Source organism: Mesobacillus sp. (assembly GCF_057785455.1).
The window spans coordinates 19,573-38,138 of sequence record NZ_JBYNSB010000017.1; the positions used below are offsets into that span (position 1 = coordinate 19,573).

General features: G+C 40.9%; 17 protein-coding genes and 1 riboswitch. Of the genes, 8 read left to right on the forward strand and 9 right to left on the reverse strand.

Annotation, left to right across the window (positions count from 1 at the left end; all coding sequences use genetic code 11):
• Nucleotides 1–136: 136 nt before the first annotated feature.
• The 3 genes from ahpC (at nucleotide 137) to AC3EBE_RS05790 (ending at nucleotide 3,279) form a co-directional block, all read left to right on the forward strand.
• Nucleotides 137–700, forward strand: coding sequence for an alkyl hydroperoxide reductase subunit C (gene ahpC, locus AC3EBE_RS05780; protein ID WP_488594071.1), 564 nt, complete (start codon nucleotides 137–139; stop codon nucleotides 698–700).
• Nucleotides 701–712: 12 nt separating this feature from the next.
• Nucleotides 713–2,242 carry an alkyl hydroperoxide reductase subunit F gene (gene ahpF, locus AC3EBE_RS05785; RefSeq protein ID WP_488594072.1) on the forward strand — a complete coding sequence of 510 codons (1,530 nt, stop codon included), beginning with the start codon at nucleotides 713–715 and terminating at the stop codon, nucleotides 2,240–2,242.
• Between the two features lie 128 nt (nucleotides 2,243–2,370).
• Nucleotides 2,371–3,279: a nuclease-related domain-containing protein gene (locus AC3EBE_RS05790; protein ID WP_488594073.1), complete on the forward strand. Its 909-nt coding sequence runs from the start codon at nucleotides 2,371–2,373 to the stop codon at nucleotides 3,277–3,279.
• Nucleotides 3,280–3,960: 681 nt separating this feature from the next.
• Here AC3EBE_RS05790 and tenA read toward each other — a convergent pair.
• Nucleotides 3,961–4,647, reverse strand: coding sequence for a thiaminase II (gene tenA / locus AC3EBE_RS05795; protein ID WP_488594074.1), 687 nt, complete (start codon nucleotides 4,645–4,647; stop codon nucleotides 3,961–3,963).
• Nucleotides 4,648–4,748: 101 nt separating this feature from the next.
• Nucleotides 4,749–4,852, reverse strand: a riboswitch (TPP riboswitch).
• A gap of 103 nt (nucleotides 4,853–4,955) precedes the next feature.
• Nucleotides 4,956–6,455 (reverse strand): malate:quinone oxidoreductase, encoded by a 1,500-nt coding sequence (locus tag AC3EBE_RS05800; RefSeq protein ID WP_488594075.1) that lies wholly within the window; start codon nucleotides 6,453–6,455, stop codon nucleotides 4,956–4,958.
• 612 nt (nucleotides 6,456–7,067) lie between these two features.
• Between AC3EBE_RS05800 and AC3EBE_RS05805 the strand changes: the two genes are divergently transcribed.
• The 3 genes from AC3EBE_RS05805 (at nucleotide 7,068) to AC3EBE_RS05815 (ending at nucleotide 9,431) form a co-directional block, all read left to right on the forward strand.
• Nucleotides 7,068–7,505: a LytTR family DNA-binding domain-containing protein gene (locus AC3EBE_RS05805; RefSeq protein ID WP_488594076.1), complete on the forward strand. Its 438-nt coding sequence runs from the start codon at nucleotides 7,068–7,070 to the stop codon at nucleotides 7,503–7,505.
• A 14-nt stretch (nucleotides 7,506–7,519) separates the two neighbouring features.
• Entirely contained in the window at nucleotides 7,520–7,963 is a 444-nt protein-coding gene (locus AC3EBE_RS05810; RefSeq protein WP_488594077.1) for a DUF3021 family protein, read from the forward strand.
• Between the two features lie 169 nt (nucleotides 7,964–8,132).
• Nucleotides 8,133–9,431 (forward strand): alpha/beta hydrolase family protein, encoded by a 1,299-nt coding sequence (locus AC3EBE_RS05815; protein WP_488594078.1) that lies wholly within the window; start codon nucleotides 8,133–8,135, stop codon nucleotides 9,429–9,431.
• A 77-nt stretch (nucleotides 9,432–9,508) separates the two neighbouring features.
• On the opposite strand, the gene AC3EBE_RS05820 is transcribed toward AC3EBE_RS05815, so the two are convergent.
• The 4 genes from AC3EBE_RS05820 to AC3EBE_RS05835 all read right to left on the reverse strand — a co-directional run bounded on the left by AC3EBE_RS05820 (nucleotide 9,509) and on the right by AC3EBE_RS05835 (nucleotide 13,245).
• Nucleotides 9,509–10,831: a serine hydrolase domain-containing protein gene (locus AC3EBE_RS05820; protein ID WP_488594079.1), complete on the reverse strand. Its 1,323-nt coding sequence runs from the start codon at nucleotides 10,829–10,831 to the stop codon at nucleotides 9,509–9,511.
• A gap of 101 nt (nucleotides 10,832–10,932) precedes the next feature.
• A complete protein-coding gene (locus AC3EBE_RS05825; RefSeq protein WP_488594080.1) occupies nucleotides 10,933–11,196 on the reverse strand; it encodes a GNAT family N-acetyltransferase in 264 nt (87 codons plus the stop codon).
• A 31-nt stretch (nucleotides 11,197–11,227) separates the two neighbouring features.
• The gene (locus tag AC3EBE_RS05830) at nucleotides 11,228–12,001 is read right to left on the reverse strand and encodes a DUF4253 domain-containing protein (RefSeq protein WP_488594081.1); all 774 of its coding nucleotides are present in this window, start codon (nucleotides 11,999–12,001) and stop codon (nucleotides 11,228–11,230) included.
• Nucleotides 12,002–12,057: 56 nt separating this feature from the next.
• Nucleotides 12,058–13,245, reverse strand: a complete 1,188-nt coding sequence (locus AC3EBE_RS05835) for an amidohydrolase (protein WP_488594128.1) — start codon at nucleotides 13,243–13,245, stop codon at nucleotides 12,058–12,060.
• A 204-nt stretch (nucleotides 13,246–13,449) separates the two neighbouring features.
• Here AC3EBE_RS05835 and AC3EBE_RS05840 point away from each other — a divergent pair, with 204 nt between their 5' ends.
• A complete protein-coding gene (locus tag AC3EBE_RS05840; protein WP_488594082.1) occupies nucleotides 13,450–13,914 on the forward strand; it encodes a phage tail protein in 465 nt (154 codons plus the stop codon).
• 121 nt (nucleotides 13,915–14,035) lie between these two features.
• Here AC3EBE_RS05840 and AC3EBE_RS05845 read toward each other — a convergent pair whose 3' ends face one another.
• From AC3EBE_RS05845 to AC3EBE_RS05855, 3 genes are all read right to left on the reverse strand, one after another.
• Complete coding sequence (locus tag AC3EBE_RS05845) at nucleotides 14,036–14,689, reverse strand: FusB/FusC family EF-G-binding protein (protein ID WP_488594083.1); 654 nt, start codon at nucleotides 14,687–14,689, stop codon at nucleotides 14,036–14,038.
• Nucleotides 14,690–14,827: 138 nt separating this feature from the next.
• Nucleotides 14,828–15,097, reverse strand: a complete 270-nt coding sequence (locus tag AC3EBE_RS05850; protein WP_488594084.1) for a CD3324 family protein — start codon at nucleotides 15,095–15,097, stop codon at nucleotides 14,828–14,830.
• Between the two features lie 336 nt (nucleotides 15,098–15,433).
• Entirely contained in the window at nucleotides 15,434–17,587 is a 2,154-nt protein-coding gene (locus tag AC3EBE_RS05855) for a PQQ-dependent dehydrogenase, methanol/ethanol family (protein WP_488594085.1), read from the reverse strand.
• 300 nt (nucleotides 17,588–17,887) lie between these two features.
• Between AC3EBE_RS05855 and AC3EBE_RS05860 the strand changes: the two genes are divergently transcribed.
• Nucleotides 17,888–18,415, forward strand: coding sequence for a response regulator transcription factor (locus AC3EBE_RS05860; RefSeq protein ID WP_488594086.1), 528 nt, complete (start codon nucleotides 17,888–17,890; stop codon nucleotides 18,413–18,415).
• The last annotated feature ends 151 nt before the right edge of the window (nucleotides 18,416–18,566 follow it).

Sequence of the window (18,566 nt, forward strand, 5' to 3'; positions counted from 1 at the left end):
TATCGCTTGACAAGAGAACGAGCTCTATATGATAATGGTTATCGAATTAGAATTATTCTAGTTTATTGAATAGTTAACTGAATTCCTTCAGTCCAACTATTTCACAATAAACCAAAATTTAAGGAGGAACTTAATCATGGCATTAATCGGTACTCAAGTATTACCATTCACAGCAAACGCATTCCACAACGGAGAATTCATCACTGTTTCTGAAGAGAACTTCAAAGGCAAGTGGAGCGTAGTCGTATTCTACCCAGCAGACTTCACATTCGTATGTCCAACTGAGCTTGAAGACATGCAAAACCAATATGCAACACTTAAAGAAATGGGAGCAGAAGTATACTCTGTATCTACAGATACTCACTTCACTCACAAAGCATGGCATGACCACTCTGAAGCAATCGGCAAAATCGAGTACATCATGATCGGCGACCCTTCTCAGAAGATCTCTCGCAACTTCGATGTATTGAATGAAGAAGATGGTCTTGCAGACCGCGGAACTTTCATCATCGATCCAGACGGCGTAATCCAGACTGTTGAAATCAACGCAGGCGGAATCGGCCGTGATGCTAGCCAGGTTGTCAGCAAGCTTAAAGCAGCACAATACGTTCGCAACAACCCAGGCGAAGTTTGCCCTGCAAAATGGAAAGAAGGCGAAGCAACACTTAAGCCAAGCCTTGATCTTGTAGGAAAGATTTAAGGAGTAACCTCCATGTTATTAGATGCAGAAATTAAAGCACAATTAGCCCAATATCTCCAGCTGATGGAGGGCGATGTGCTGCTTAAAGTCAGCGCTGGATCCGATGATGTTTCTCGTGACATGCTGGCTTTAGTCGACGAATTGGCGACAATGTCAACTCGCATTAAAGTTGAGCATGCAGAATTAGATAGAACTCCAAGCTTTAGTGTAAACCGTATCGGCGAGGACACTGGCGTAACCTTTGCCGGGATTCCTCTCGGACACGAATTCACTTCTTTAGTCCTTGCTTTGCTGCAGGTTAGCGGCAGGGCTCCTAAAGTGGACCAGAAAGTGGTTGATCAGATTAAGAATATCAAGGGCGAATATCGCTTTGAATCTTATGTAAGCCTGAGCTGCCACAACTGTCCTGATGTTGTACAAGCTTTGAACTTAATGAGCATTCAGAACCCTGGCATTACTCATACAATGATTGATGGAGCGGCTTTCAAAGAGGAAGTTGAAAGCAAGGAAATCATGGCAGTGCCAACGGTGTTCCTGAATGGTGAGCCTTTCGGAAGCGGACGCATGTCCCTTGAAGAAATCCTTGCCAAGATGGGTACTGGCCCTGATGCATCTGAATTCAGTGACCGTGACCCTTACGATGTCCTTGTTGTCGGCGGCGGCCCTGCTGGTGCAAGTGCAGCCATCTATGCAGCACGTAAAGGAATCCGTACAGGTATCGTTGCTGAACGCTTTGGCGGACAAGTTATGGATACTCTTGGTATTGAAAACTTCATCAGTGTGAAGCATACCGAAGGTCCAAAGCTTGTCGCAAGCCTTGAAGAGCATGTAAAGGATTATGGAATTGATATCATGAACCTTCAGCGTGCAAAACGTCTGGAAAAGAAGGACCTGGTTGAGGTCGAGCTTGAAAATGGTGCAGTACTTAAGAGCAAAACTGTCATCATTTCAACAGGTGCCCGCTGGCGGAATGTCGGCGTCCCTGGCGAAGCCGAGTTCAAAAACAAAGGTGTAGCTTATTGCCCTCACTGTGATGGCCCATTATTTGAAGGAAAAGACGTTGCTGTCATCGGCGGCGGAAACTCAGGTGTCGAAGCTGCAATTGACCTTGCAGGAATTACAAAGCACGTTACTGTGATTGAATTCAACCCTGAGCTGAAAGCTGATAAGGTGCTACAAGACCGTCTCTTCAGCCTGCCTAATGTCACTGTTGTGATGAACGCTCAAACAAAAGAAATTACCGGTACTGATAAAGTAAACGGAATTACTTATGTTGATCGTGCTACAGGTGAAGAACATCACGTTGAATTGCAGGGTGTATTCGTCCAGATCGGTCTCGTGCCAAACACAGACTGGTTAGGCGATACATTAGAGCGCACTCGCTTCGGCGAGATTGTCGTGAACAATCACGGAGCTACAGACCTGCCTGGAGTATTCGCTGCAGGTGACTGTACAAACAGCCCTTACAAGCAAATCATCATTTCAATGGGATCAGGTGCCACTGCAGCATTGGGTGCATTTGATTACTTGATTCGAAACTAATGTAAAAAAAGTCGCTTCGTTACCTTAATTGGTATCGGGCGACTTTTATTATTGAAAAAATTAACAAAACATTCACAAAATACTTTTGGCAAATCACTTAGAATATGATTATAGAAAGGATGTGGAGTATGTTACTTAAAGAACGATATGAATCAGACGAGCTAGTCATCCTGCGATACTTAGACTCTAGGATGAATTTAGATGACAAGAACAAGCACCATTTATCAAACCTCGAAAAAGGGTTCGAAGGTGAGGTTAAATTTGATCAGCTGGCAATAAATATTGAGGAAGACAGATATATCATCAATGATTTGCTTCTGGAAATAAACAATTCCTATTTCCAAATTGACACACTGATTATTTCACAAGGAATCATCCAGTTAATAGATATCAAAAATTATGAAGGTAACTGCTATTTAGAATCTGATAAACTTTATAATGTCACTACTGGCCGAGAGTATAAAAATCCGCTTATTCAGTTATCTAGAAGTGCAGGCCTCTTTCGCCTACTCCTGCAAAACCTCAAAATGAATTTTTTATTTGAAGCCTCCATTATTTTTATTAATCCTGAATTCACTTTATATCAAGCCCCTATGAATCAACCTATCGTTTTACCAACTCAGGTACCTGCGTTTTTGAGAGGTTTAAATAACACTCCATCCAAGTTAAATGACAACCACATGAAACTCGCTAAGAAGTTAATCTCTCTGCATATTTCTAAGAACCCCTATGTAAAATTACCTAAATATAATTATGAACAGCTGGAGAAGGGTATTTATTGTAAATCATGCAAGTCTTTTGCCACTTTTATTGTGAATCATGATATCGTTTGCAACAGGTGCGGATACCATGAAAGGATTGAACCTGCTATTTTAAGGAATGTAGAGGAGTTCAAACGACTTTTTCCTGAAAGGATAATCACTACTCAGAGTATTTATGAATGGTGCAAAGTAGAATTGAATAAAAAGACTATTAACAGGATTTTAAAGAAAAACTATATCACAGTTGGCACTACACGGGATACACACTATAAGTAGAGTAGATCTATTTTAGTTCTGATTGTTATTTCTCGTTCTCCTTTCCCAATGAGGTCGCCTTTCGGACAGTTTTGGGGCTGGTCCTTCTATTCCTGTCCGAATGAGGTCGCCTTTCGGACAGTTTTTTGGGCTGCTCCTTCTATTTCTGTCCGAATAAGGTCGCCTTTCGGACAGTTTTGGGGCTGGTCCTTCCATTTCTGTCCGAATGAGGTCGCCTTTCGGACAGTTTTGGGGCTGCTCCTTCTATTCCTGTCCGAATGACGTCGCCTTTCGGACAGTTTTGGGGCTGGTCCTTCCATTTCTGTCCGAATGAGGTCGCCTTTCGGACAGTTTTGGTCCTGCTCCTTCCATTTCTGTCCGAATGAGGTCGCCTTTCGGACAGTTTTGGGGCTGCTCCTTCCCTTTCTGTCCGAATAAGGTCGCCTTTCGGACAGTTTTGGTCCTGCTCCTTCCATTTCTGTCCGAATAAGGTCGCCTTTCGGACAGTTTTGGTCCTGCTCCTTCCATTTCTGTCCGAATGAGGTCGCCTTTCGGACAGTTTTTGGGCTGGTCCTTCTATTTCTGTCCGAATAAGGTCGCCTTTCGGACAGTTTTGGTCCTGCTCCCTCTATTCCTGTCCGAATGAGACCGCCTTTCGGATATCAATCATTCAGTGAAGCTTAATGTTTACGTTTGTCCTTGTCACTTTTTCACTAATTCCATTTGTACAGGCCACTCTTCCAGCTTATAGGCCATATCCCAAAACATATATTCAAGCTGACAGCTCAGCAAAAAGTGTTCTCTCATTCTTTCCTTTTCTCTTTCAGAGGCTTCCTCAGCAAGTTCATCGAGCCTTGCACAGAATTTTTCAGTGATGCTATCTGTCCGGCTGCCGTAAAAGCTGATCCATTCATAAAAAGGATGGGTGCTGTCTGGCTTTATTTCATTCAATAGGTTTTTCCCTATCTCCCAATAGGTCCAGGGGCAAGGCAATAATACAGCCAAAATTTCACCCAGTGTTCCTTCATGGGCAACGCTGAGCATATGGCGGATGTACTGATGGGCAGCCGGGGCTAATGCAAAACCTTGCAGCTCATCGTATGAAACCCCAGCAATTTCACAAAAGTTATTATGAGGATGTACTTCGCTGTGTAAAATGAATGAAATTTGCTTATTGAACATTTCCATATCTTCGCGAGTCTCGCATTTGGAGATGGCAATTCCATAGATTCGAATAAAGGAGCTTAAATATTCAAAATCCTGCTTGATATAGTGGACTAATTGCTCCGGCAACAGCTCATCATTGGCTATTCCTTTTACAAATGGATGCTCAAATATCGCCTTAAAAATAGGCTCTGCTTCTCTTCTCAAATCTGCTGAAAAACTCATGGACATTTCCCCTTTTATCAGTTATTTTGGGAAGACGTTAAATGGAGCGATTCAACGAAAAAACCGCTCCAAAAATGGAGCGGCAGAATAATTATTTTTACCCGGCACAGACTCCACTTTCCTACGCTAGTATGAACTAGATCAGGTTCAAAGGGTCCAGGATTCTTCCCGTCTCAGCCATGTAATGGCTCCCCTAGTGGTCTTCCTATTCGATTCAACTTTACTCTACAATTCGTTTTCATAAAAGTCAAACAAATAAATGCTCCAAAAAATGGCCACCCATCAAAGATTGGCGGCCATCCTTTATATTAATTATGAACCACGACTTTTTCATTCAACCCAAGCGTCTTTGCAGTCGATTCATGAATTTCATGGAAAAGCTCAGGGTTGTCCACTAATGAAACGCCATAAGAAGGAACCATTTCTTCTATTTTCGCTTTCCACTTGAACATTTCTTCTGGGAAGCACTTCTCCAGCACTTCAAGCATGACATGGACGGCTGTTGATGCACCTGGTGACGCACCAAGTAATGCTGCTACCGAGCCGTCTGCGGCACTGACGACTTCAGTACCGAATTGAAGCGTTCCTTTGCCTGCTTCTGTGTCTTTGATTACCTGAACACGCTGGCCTGCTACGACGATTTCCCAATCCTCGCTTTTTGCACTCGGGATGAACTCACGCAATTCTTCCATGCGTTTTTCATGCGAAAGCATAAGCTGCTCGATCAAGTATTTCGTCAATGCCATTTCTTTTACACCTGCAGCAAGCATTGTAATGACATTGTTTGGTTTCACAGAACTGATTAAATCCAAGTTCGAACCAGTTTTTAAGAACTTAGGTGTGAAGCCGGCGAACGGCCCAAACAACAGTGCTTTTTTATTATCAATGAATCGTGTATCAAGATGCGGAACAGACATCGGAGGAGCCCCTACCTTTGCCTTTCCGTAGACCTTAGCATGGTGCTGTTCCACCACCTCAGGGTTTTTGCAGACCATGAATAGTCCGCTTACCGGGAATCCGCCGATATGCTTGGACTCAGGAATACCGGTTTTTTGCAGCAGATGCAGGCTTCCGCCGCCGCCGCCGATAAAGACAAATTTTGCACTGTGATACTCAGTATTGCCGGTATTTTGATTATGGACCTTTAATTCCCACAGGCCATCGCTTGTACGTTTAATATCCTTAACACTATGGTTATAGTTTATCTCAACATCTTTACGCTTCAAATGGTCAAATAACATGCGTGTTAACGCACCAAAGTTTACGTCCGTTCCAGAATCGATTTTGGTAGCCGCAATCGGGTCATTCGAGGTACGGCCTTCCATGATCAGCGGAATCCATTCCTTCAATTTCTCAGGATCCTCGGTGTATTCCATCCCCTTAAACAGAGGTACAGTTGAAAGCGCTTTAAAACGATTTTTCAAAAACGTAACATTCTTTTCCCCTTCAACCAGGCTCATATGTGGAAGTGGCCTGATGAATTCATGAGGATTTTCAATCAGATTTTTATTTACAAGAAAAGACCAAAACTGTCTTGAAAGCTGAAACTGTTCATTTACTTTTATGGCTTTGCTGATATCGATAGAGCCGTCAGCTTTTTCAGGTGTATAGTTAAGCTCGCACAATGCCGCATGTCCCGTTCCGGCATTATTCCATTCGTTGGAGCTCTCTTCGCCTGCGCTTGCAAGCTTCTCGAATACTCTGATTTCCCAATCAGGTGCTAATTCTTTAAGTAAAGATCCCAAAGTCGCGCTCATGACTCCAGCACCAATTAAGATAACGTCTGTTTTTTTCTGTATGCTGTTCATTATAAACCTTCCTTATCCCCTATATTTGAAAAAAGGAGTAGGCACTCCCGCTCAGATGTTTGAAAGCAAGGGGCGCTTACTTAGGCACAAAAACATTTCCGTCACAAATAAAAAACCATTCAATATCTATTATAATGATTGATATATTAAAATATCTACTATTATCTGATAATTATAGACTATTTTTGTAAATAAAAAAAGTAAGAAGCGTTACCAGGACAGAAGCAGGGGGACGTACCCGTTGCTTCCATTAGTCCAATTAAGTTGACTGAGGCATAAGAAATGTATCAGCACTTCATTCCCTTCACCAATTTTAACCAGTGTCTCAGGGTTTTAAACAATATTATTTTAAAAAAGTGAGTTGTCTGGTTGCTAATTAGAATTCAACAATCTCCTGCTTTAAAAATTCTTTAATTTCACTGGAAGCAGAAGATACGTCCCCTTGCTTCCGCATCGTTTATCTCTACCTTAGAAGAAAGAGGTTTTATTGTACAGGTCGGCGAATTAAAGTATTTAGATATACTTAATCTTGGGCACAGGGTACGTCCCCTTGCATTGATAAGTTGAGATTGGAAGCACAGGGTACGTCCCCTTGCTTCAGTGGGTGATGAGATGAAGATTTCGATTGAGGAGATTAATAAGGATTTGGCTGAGGAGATTCTGATCCGGTGTCATGAGGTGGATGATGAGGTTAATGAGATCATTAATAAGCTGAGGACTGATCAACATTTGATTATTGGGTATCAGGATGAGGAAGTGCACCGGATTAGGCTTGCTGACGTCTATTATTTCGAGGCGGTGGATGGGAAGGTTTTCGGGTACTGCAAGGACAGTGTGTTTGAGGTAAAACAAAAGCTTTATGAGCTAGAGGATTTAACCAAAGGGAAAAATTGCTTCCGGGCATCCAAATCAACGATTTTGAACATAGCGAAGATATCCTCTATTTCCCCTTCCATCAGCGGCAGATTCGAAGCGGTGCTTGATAACGGGGAACGTGCCATCATATCAAGGCAGTATGTGCCTGTCCTGAAAAATATGCTCGGATTGTAACTGGAGGCCTATATATGAAGCTAACTGAATTTGCGCAAAAAATCATGAAGGATTTCTTGATCATTTTTGCCTTAATCATCATTATCATAACGAGCTTACGGCAAATCTATATTCCCGATATGGCATTTGATCTGCAATCGATTTATATCCTTATGGCCTTTTCGTTCATAAGTGCATTGACGGGATTGATTTTGTATTCTCCCAATGATCTAAGCGAGAAAAAAATGCGACTAAGGATCATCATTCATTTTTTCGCCCTCGAGGTCTTATTGATCTTCCTGGCGAGCGTTTTGGAGATTGTGAGCAATGCCACAGATATCATCATTCTCGCTTTGCAAATTGCTATAATTTACTTCCTTGTCCGTCTGCTGTCATGGCGCAATGATAAAAAAGAAGCCCAAAAAATCAATGAAAAGCTGATGGCATTAAGGAAAGACAGCTCAAATCAATCTAAATAAACTTTCTGGAGCAGCTCTCCTGGAACAGATAATTTTGCGGTAAGCCAGAGTGCTTACCGCTTTTTTTGCAACTTACTTGCCTGTGGATGCAACTTACTTAATTTCTATATACTTCCTTATAGCAGTTTAATATGATGAGCTCATAGAAAATTGAAAAGGAGCAACTGCTATGGGAACTTTAATCTTATTGTTTGTGTTGATTGTTGAAATTTCTTTTGCAGCCTACAGTTTAATCACAAAGAAAAACCATTATAAAATGAAAAATTGGTCACGGATTGTCATCTTTTTTGCCTTTTTCATTCTAATCTTTTCACCGGTGATTGAGTGGAGTTTCCGCTGGGTTATGCTTGCCGCTCTTCTTTTTATCCTGGCTTTAAAGAGCACGATTTCTCTCATCCGTAAAAAAACTCCACAGTACAAAACATCTTCTGTTTTGTGGAAATCGATTTTCATACTTTTCGCCCTGGTATTCACAGCTGCACCAGCACTTATTTTTCCACAGTATGAATCACCGAAAGTGACGGGCGATTACTCAGTCACAACCGCTACCTACACGTACGTTGACAAAAATCGTGTCGAGGAATTCACTGACACGGGCGAAAACAGATTCGTAAATGTGGAATTCTGGTATCCTGAAAAAGGGGATGGATCATATCCGCTATTGGTGTTCTCACATGGAGCTTCAGGCATAAAAACAAGCAATGCCTCTACCTATAACGAGCTGGCCAGCCACGGTTATATCGTCGCATCAATCGATCATCCCTATCATTCCTTTTATACCTCTTCAGTGGACGGAAAGAAAGCTATGATCAATTCAGATTATAATCTTGAAGTCAGCAATGCCAATAAAGATGGCATTTACACGAGGGAACAGGAGTATGGACTTATCCAAAAATGGATGAAGCTGCGGACAGATGATATGAATTTTGTCATTGATACGATCCTTGCAAAAACGAAAAGTGACACTGACAACGTTTACCAGCATATCGATACCGACAAAATAGGCGTATTCGGCCACTCAATGGGCGGCGCTGCAAGTGTCTGGCTGGGCAGGGAGCGTGACGATATCTCTGCGGTTGTAAATATTGATGCTCCGTTCTTTAGTGATCTTATTTATAAGAAAGAAATGGACGATTTCGTGGCAAAAAGCGAGGCATTCCCGACCCCGCTGCTCAATATTTACTCTGACGATGTTTGGGATCAGCTCGACAGCAACTCCACTTATGTCGCGAACAAACTCGATAATGAACAATTCAAAGACGCTATCACTGTTCATTTTAAAGGCGCCAAGCATTTGGGCCTGACCGACCTGCCGCTTTTCTCTCCAATCCTTGCGAATATCCTGCAAGGGGGAAAAGCCGAGATTGATAAATACTACAGCATCGAAACGGAAAATGAACTGATCCTTCAATTTTTCGACTATGAATTAAAAGGCGTTGGACAGTTCACTCCTAAAGAAACATATTAGTTCAGCAAAGACTGCAGATAAACTCAAATAAATCCGAGTTTACCTGCAGTCTTTTTGTCTGTCCGTTCCCCCTTAATTTAATTGGATAAACCACCAGATAAGTCCTTATAAACTTTATACTTTTTCCCATGAAAATCTTTATACTCGATAGCTTCCATTGTCCCTGAAGCTGAATAGTTGAATATGATTTGCTCATTAATCATTTCTGTTAAAAATATTGACTGAGTGGAATTATGACTGACTGGTACAAGTTTGAATTTATATAAAACACCGTACATTTTTGCTACAGTTAGATATAGTTCACCCTGTTTTATAGAAATCTCAAATACTTTATTGTTATCATGTTCAATTACATACCTTCCAGTCATGCTTTCTATGTTTGTCATGCTTATTTTCTCAAGAGGGAGAGGAATTGATACCTTTTCCTTAAAAATTAGTTTAGCGATTTCTTGAGTTAAGTGGGTAACAGGCGTTATTGCCATATTGCTTAAAAAGATGATCGTTATTTGTTCATCAACAAATCTAAGAAAATCGCCAAAAAATCCGCTGATGTCTCCAAAATGGTGTTCACACTTTCTATTTAGGAACTCGGATATCATCCAGCCACAAGCATATGAATCTTTATTTGGAGTAACCATGATCTCTTTTAGTTCCTTATTAAGGATTTTGTTTGATTTTAGTGCCTGATCCCAAATGAATAAATCCTCGGTTGTGGAATATAAACCATATGCACCTAGTGGAAATGATAAATCGGTATATGCGGGGTGAATCGGATTCTCCCAGAATGAATAGCCTGTTGCCAGATTCGGAACGATCTGTATACCGTCATCACAACCAGTATTATACATTCCCAATGGCTGGCATATTTTTTCCTGTATGTACTCTCCAAATGAAAGACCTGAAACTTTTTGAATTATAGCAGTAAGCAAAGCATATCCTGAGTTTGAATACTCAAATCTGCTTCCGGGTTCGAAATTCAATTCAAGGTTTATAAATGAATCGATCAGTTGATTTAAAGTTGAAGGCAGTCTCATTGTTTTTGACCAAAAATCAGGGAAACTTGTGTAATTAGGAATTCCTGATGTGTTAGTTAAACAGTGATAAATTGTAATTTTTTCACCCTGAGGAACATTAGGAAGATACTTACCGATGCAATCATTTATATTCAATTTTCCCTTTTCATGCAATTGAAAAATGGCAAGGGCAGTAAAGGCCTTAGTAAGAGAACCAATACGGAATTTGGTAGTTGGTTTATTTAGAACCTTATGTTCCCAATTTGCCATCCCAAACCCTTGGTTTAAAATTATATTTTCTTTAGAAGCAATTAATATTGATCCATTCAAATAACCATTTCCATTGTATCGATCTATCCATCTACCTATCTGTTCTTCTATTACCATATTAATCACCTTATTCCCTAATCAAATCTAATCGTTTTATAAGATAAAAAATCTGTCATAACTCCAATTATACTAATGATTCGAACCGTTCCATTCCGACTTCAGTAATCCCATGGAAATGATGTCATAGTATTTTCCTTCACGGTAAACGGAAGACCGCTTTCTTCCCTCTGCGATAAATCCCATTTTTTGTATAATTGGATGCCAGCCTGATCGTATTCAATTACATCCAGCCCAATTCGATTTAGGTTCATTTCATGGAAGGCGTAACGAAGGATTTGCTTTAAGGCATCCTTGCCAATCCGTTTGCCCAGGCTTGCCACACCCAATAAGCAGAGAAGCAGGCTGGTCGACTTAGAATTCAACAGCTTTGGCGCTCCGATTACGTTGCCTTTATTAATCCCACCAAAAATACCAAACAGTTGAATTAATAAGTGTACCAGCTAGTGCATTCACTGTTCCTGCTCCTTGCCATACTATGTCACCAGAAAATCCAAATTGTTCCCATGCGAGTAGTTCTGATTCCTTTTGGGTTTTCGGGGGGTTCTTAATGAATAGTTCCCATACATCCGAACTTACTAGAGCAGGAACTGCCCCATATTTTTCGTACCAGTATTTGAATACGGCAACTTGCTCTTCTGGCATCGGACATTCGTTAAAACCGCCCATCGGAACCCAGGCAGCTGCTTCCCAGGGTTTATCCGTTGGGATTTTTGCGAGAATGATTTTCTCATTGACGTTTTCTTCGATTGATAGAAAATCGTTTTTCTGTTCTTCTATTGTAAACTCGCCAGTGATATCATAATCCTCATCCTCTTCAATAGGCATGACCTCATCAAGCCTGTTCTTTAACAACTCGCTTACATCAATCTCCTTCGCTTTTGCTATGATTGATTCCCGATGATCGATGATGCATTCTTCATCATCCTCTTTATTGAAGGCCTCTAACAACATTTCAGAAGGGATGATGATCAATGGTGTACACCCTTCTTTTTCCCCTTCCATGAGAGCTTGATGATACCTGGCCATCACGTCATCAACACTATTCTCCTCAATGATCGAGCAATCACAATTCAGCGCAGCAATAATATCCTTTATATAATCTTTCTTTTTCCTTTTCCTGAATTTATCAAATATACCGATTATCCTCATCCCCTCTCTTGGAAGCATGGGGACGTTTCCCTTGCTTCCAAAATTAATGGAAGCACAAGAAACGTCCCCGTGCTTCAGTCTATTCCGTAGTAACTGCATACAACCTGGCCAACTGCTTTTGCGGCGACCAGGAGGGCATCTTCATCGATATCGAATTTTGGATGATGGTTGAAATATGGATTCTCTACTCCCTTTGGTGTACATGCAATGAAAAAGAAGCAGGCAGGGATTTTTTCTGCGTAATAGGCAAAATCCTCTGATGGAGACATTGCCGGAAATTCCTTCACTTCTTTAATATCCTTGTCATCCATGCTGCGCAAACTCTCCGCTACCTTAGCTGTTAGCGCGGGGTCGTTGTATAATGGCGGATAGTCTGGAGTATAGGTAAGCTCACATTTTACGTCAAACTCCTCTTCAATTCCCCTAACAATCCGTTTAACTTCTCTCTCAATCTTTTCCTTTGTTTCGATTGCCATATAGCGAATATCGCCTTCAAGCTCTACGCTGTCCTTGATTACATTGAATGTGCCTTTCCCATCAAAAGATCCGATGGTAATCACGCCTATTTCGAATGGGCTTAATCTGCGGCTGATAATCGTTTGCGCAGCTGTAACAAAATGCGCAGCGGCCACAATAGCATCGTTCGCCAGGTGAGGAGAGGAACCATGTCCGCCCCTGCCTTGCACTTTCAAATTCATGTATGCCCGTCCATTAAAAGAGTAGCCAGCATGATAACCAACTGTTCCCGCAGGTCCCATCGGCAGCAAATGGATGCCATAAATCGCATCCAAGTCGTCAAGCAAGCCAGAGTCGACAATACTTTTTGCTCCACCAGGGGGAACCTCTTCAGCATGCTGGTGAATGACTTTAATCGTACCTGGTATGGAATCTTTTAATTTGATCAAGCAATCAGCTAAAACCAACATATAAGCCGTATGTCCATCATGTGCACAAGCATGCATGACTCCTTCATTCTTCGACTTAAATGGTACATCTGCTTCTTCTGTAATTGGCAATGCATCAAAGTCAGCCCGAAGACCAATGGTTCTTCCAGGCTTACCGCCGTTAATCGTCACGATAATGCCATGACCATTTCCAACATCCGTCTGGATCACAACATCCTTACCTTTATAAAAATCCGCAATGTACTGAGCTGTTTTCTCTTCCTTGAAGGATACTTCAGGATTTTCATGTAAATGCCTGCGGATTTGGATCATTTCTTCTTTTCGTGATTCTAACATACTCATTAATTCGTTTTTTATCATTTCCGTCTCCTTTCTGACGCCAATGACTCGGAATCCTTAACATTACGTTCTATATTTAAATAATATCGATATTTTGTTTTTTTTTTATAATTCCTGCTTTTATAATAAAGTCATTATCCGAAAAAAAGCCATACTTCATACTTAGATTTCGGTGAAATGTGGAATCCAGTTGGCAGGAAATAAAGAAAAGGCGGGATGGAAATGTCCTATATCGTTGATTTTAAAAATGTATCCACAATTGGTTTAGAGTCTTCACCTGTAGTTGATGCGCTTGCTGGTTTACGCGCTAATGAAGCCCGTTACTTTATGAACAAATATAAGCATGAATTTACTGTCGTCCCAGCAAGTGAAAGTCAGGAGACCCTTGAATATGTGAATCAGATCTTAAAAAAGGAACGCAATCTTGTATTTGCGGCCAAACCTTTAGAAACGTCGCGTTTTCAAGTGGAAAATATCCAATGGACCTTCGTCTTTTATGAGGATGGCCTTGGCATCAATGTCATGTATACGGTTGATGATCCTAAGAAGCGAGCGGTTGGTTTTAAGCTTTCTGAGGGGATGGAGGTTCCTAAGGAGTTAGAAGGAAAGTTTAAGTTTGCTAAGAGGAAGTCTAAACTGGCTGGAACCATTCGGGGCTCGTTTTTTTTAATTAAAGGAGAATATTAAGCAAGACAAAACAGCACCCCTCGATCAAATCGGGAGTGCTGTTCGTTTATTACCCAACTAGTAAAACAAGTCAACAGTTTTAGACTCCATGATAAAAAGGAAGCTGGACATGACTTGAATTTCATATTCCAAGCGAATCTTTTAAAAAAGCTGTTAAATAGTCGACATTGGTTATTTTTTTATTACATTCGCTGCTGTCGGCACAAATAAGATTGCCAATGGCCTTGTAATAATCCGGATTTTTCATTTTTTTCGCTTTTGTTACAGTAGAGAAATAGACTACGTCACCATAACAATTACAGAAGGAACAAATATTCTTCTTACTAGTCGTTGTAAATTCACATTCAATGCCAACCGGTTTTCCATCAAGCTCATAAACGATAAACTTTTTATTCGATCTTAGGTCGTTCCAGCTTAAATAAGTTAACTGGCCGCAATCCATATTTGCTAAGTCAGGCAGCTTTAATTTTTTTTGCTTCGGAAACATCTTTTTGAGCTGCTGTTCAGTGATTTTTGGAAAAGGAAGCAAAAAGGAAGAAAGGCGCCGGATATACTGCTCATATTCGTGATCTGTTTTAAGTCTGGATAAATCCAGCATCTCTTGTTGTTCCGATTCTGCATTAGGAAAGAGGTCCAAAATCTTAGCATTGGCTAAGTCAATTACCGCTGCCAAAATGTGCGCTGGTACATTCTTTCTTACGCTATCCTTAATTATATCAATTTGTTTTTTTATAAAATTGAACTGCTCATTTTTAATGAATTTTTCGGTCATCATCTCTATCTCCAATCGTTTTGCTGCATGCCTTTACTCTTATTTTAATAAATGCAGCACACTACTAAAGTGGATAAAATGATTTAGAAACGTTTTTTACATAAAAAAGCACTGATGATTGATTTTCATCAGTGCAGTTAACTACTTTTTATGTGAATAAATAATTTTCTTAATCGTTTCAGGTGAAAGGTAATACTCTTCAGCGAGCTGCCGGATACTGCTGCCATTAATAAAGGAATCTCTAATTGCGGCATTGCGGCGGTCAAGCAGACGTCTGCCTCCGCTTGAACTTCCCCACCGACGATATTCCGTTTCCTGCTTTGGAATATAAATGGTTTCCCCCTGAACATACTTTTGGATTTCCACGATTAAATTGTCAGGTAAAACTTTATTTGCATTAATATACTTCAATTTTGCCCGCTCCCTTATTTTGATAGTGAGAAAAAATAAGGTGCAAAGCCCAAGTATTAGTTAGCGATAATCTAAATGTTTCGCCCCATGCAAAGTATCGCCTTTCCAATAATAGGCTTTGCATGAGTGGAAGAAGTACCAGACAATCTTATATGATTCTCCATATGTAAGCACCCCCTTGAATTTACATTATAGCTTAAATTGCTGTTTGATTGAATCGTTTTAGATTAGTCCTAATAAAAGGACAGAGCGAATTGCCCTGTCCTTTTTAGAAAATATCATATGGTAACGATATCGATATTTCCCCGTTTGTGGTATCCTCCTCACAATGTTTCGTTATTCATCTTTAGCTACTACCTCAGTAATATAAGCAGCAACATTATTGATTTGCTCCTCGGTCAATATGTTTTCAAAAGCTGGCATGGTCGTTCCGCCCTTTTTCACTCGGTCAATGACTTTTTGGGCATCACTTGTCACATCACTTAATTTAAGGTTAGGACCATTATGCCCGTCTTCCCCTCCTTTGCCATGACAGGCTAAACAATTTCCTTCATATATCTTTAGGCCTTCTTCTGCATTAGCAGCCACTTCTTTGCCGCTGTCGTCATCTGTATTCGTATCGCCTCCAGCTGCGACTTCCCCTGATGCAATATCTCCGTCAAGAGCAAAGGTCCATAGGGAGTCGCCATGTTTTGAACCTGCTAATGAGTTACCTGCAACAAGAACGGATATATATTGTACTCCGTCCACTTCATAGGTGACAGGAGGTGCATTGACTCCTGCATCTGTTTGGAATTCCCAAACTTGCTTACCCGTTTTAGCATCGAAAGCGATGAGCCTTCCATCATTATGCCCAACAAAAACTAATCCGCCTTTAGTGGTTAAGACTCCACTGTAAGCCATAGCATCCCATACCTGCTGCCAAACGATTTTGTTCGTTTTAACATCTAGTGCTGTGATCGTCCCTCTAACGGGTGCTTCATTCACAGGGGCTATAATACTTCCAATGTACATTTCACCTTCTTCATATTCCTCTTCACTTCTAGTGAAATTCATATACATATCAGTTCCGAGGACATAAAACAATTCAGTCTCCTGGTTATAGGCTGATGGTGGCCAGTTAGCCCCGCCAAATGCAGATGGTTTTAACAGTAAAGCTTCATCCCAAAATGGGTCGAATATCTTTCCATATGTTCCTCCATACTTAGGCAGATCCTTTTCTATATCCTCTTTGGTTACAATTTGAGGAACAAAGGAATCCCCGACAGGAATCGGCTGGGTAGGAGAGGTCGCTTGTCTTTCATCCTGCGGTACAGGAGTTTCATTAATACCGATCAACGGCTCCCCGTTTGTGCGGTCTAAGAAATAAACCCAACCGGTTTTCCCTGCCTGGCCAAGAGCCTTTCTTTCCTTTCCATCAATCGTTACATCAAAAAGAACGACCGGATTTGGTGCGTCCAGATCCCAAATATCATGATGGACTTCTTGGAAGTGCCATTTATAAGCGCCCGTTTCCGCATCAATAGCTACTATGGAGGCTGCGAATAAATTATCTCCTTTTCTTGTACTTCCATCTAAATCAGGTGCTGCGTTTCCTGTTGAGAAATAAAGGGTTCCCAGTTCAGGGTCGACTGCTGGGGTTTGCCATACTGGCGCCCCGCCCCGTTTCCATGAATCATTATCACTTGGCCATGAATCATGTCCGATTTCCCCAGGTCCCGGAATTGTATAAAACCTCCAAAGCTCTTTTCCAGTCTTCGCGTCAAAGGCAGTAAGCCTTCCGCGAATGCCATATTCACCGCCTGCTAAACCAGTATATACTTTGCCATTATAATAAAGCGGAGCACTTGTGATCGTGTAACCTTTTTTCCAATCTTCAACTCTTGTCTCCCATACGATCTCGCCCGTTTTCTGATCGAGTGCGACTAATCTTGCATCTAATAATCCTACATAAATAAGTCCATCTCCAATCCCAACACCTCGACTCGTCCAGCCGCAGCAGACCGTTTCCAATGGTGGAAGGTCAGGCTTGTAGGTCCAAAGAACCTCTCCCGTTTTTACATCCAGTGCAGAAACTTCATGGGCACCTGTATTAACATACATGACACCGTTATAGACAATCGGACTGGACTCACCAGAGTATTTAAATTCCAGACCAGAACCAAGATGGGTTACCCATTTTCCTTTTAAGTTTGCCACATTAGATGTGTTGATTTCGTCTAGCGTAGAGTAACGTTGATTATATACACTCCCGCCATTTGCGAACCAATTTTCATTTGGCACCGCTGTCAAATCTGCTCCAGTAAAGGCTGGGGCAATTGGATCTAACACTTCAGGTTTGGAATCGGTTTCATTTTCAGCACTTTCAGTATCAGGCACATCTCCTGATACATCGACCGCCTTATTTTCGATTCTAACTGTCATCAAAACCATAAATACTAAAGTAATGATTAGAATGGCACTTACAATAAATGGCTTATTCTTCCCCATACTTTTCACCCTCTCCCTTGGGAAATTTTTATATTTCGAACCTCTAAAGACTATCTTAATCCTATAATTTTTTGTATAATTTGAATATTCCCAATTATCTACGTGACTTTTCCCCTAAAAGGAGATGATAAAATGGTCCCGCCCTATACCTTTATGGACCAATTGATGAGAATAGAGGATATAAGCAGTCATGAAGAAAAATTGTATAAAATCCTGGAAATATATATGTCAAACTTTCCTGTTCTGAATTCGTATTTGTTTCGATTTTCCCCATTAGGCTATCTAGGAGAAGGAATCATCATGCTTAATCAGAAGGGTCTGGTCTACATTAATGAAATTCGGGACGATATACGGACCCTGCCCATTATTTACTCCTCTATCCTTGAAAGAAAAGCAAAATATTGCACCGGGTTGGAATACTTGAAGCAAACTAGCAGTAAGTACATCGTAACTTCCAATGTCAACTCCATGGTGGTTGTCCCAATTTGTTATAGTTCAGCCGTCATTGGTTATATTTGTACAAATGAATTTACGAAAGATGCTGTAATAGATGAAGAGATTCTTTCATCCCTCACCCAATTCGGAAGACTAGTAGGAAAGTATATGGAAAAAACGAATCGAAGAGAGGACAGCCAAGTATTAAGTGAAAGAGAATTAGAGGTGATGAGAAAAATATCCTGGGGAGAGAGCACAAAGGAAATGGCAGAATTGATGGATATTAGCGAATTGACCGTCAAACAATATGTAAAATCAGCAATGAAAAAGCTTGGTGCCCATAATCGTTCTCATGCAGTGGGAGAACTTTTACGAAGGGGGATTATATCTTAGTCTAATTCTAGATACGAACGAAAGAATCTCTGATGAACACTGGGGTACTGATCATCATGATAAATGGCCCTGATCCCTTGATAATCTCCATACTTTTTAAATTTTTATAGCTCCTAAAAGTATAAGAATATCTTTAAAGAATTGTTAATAA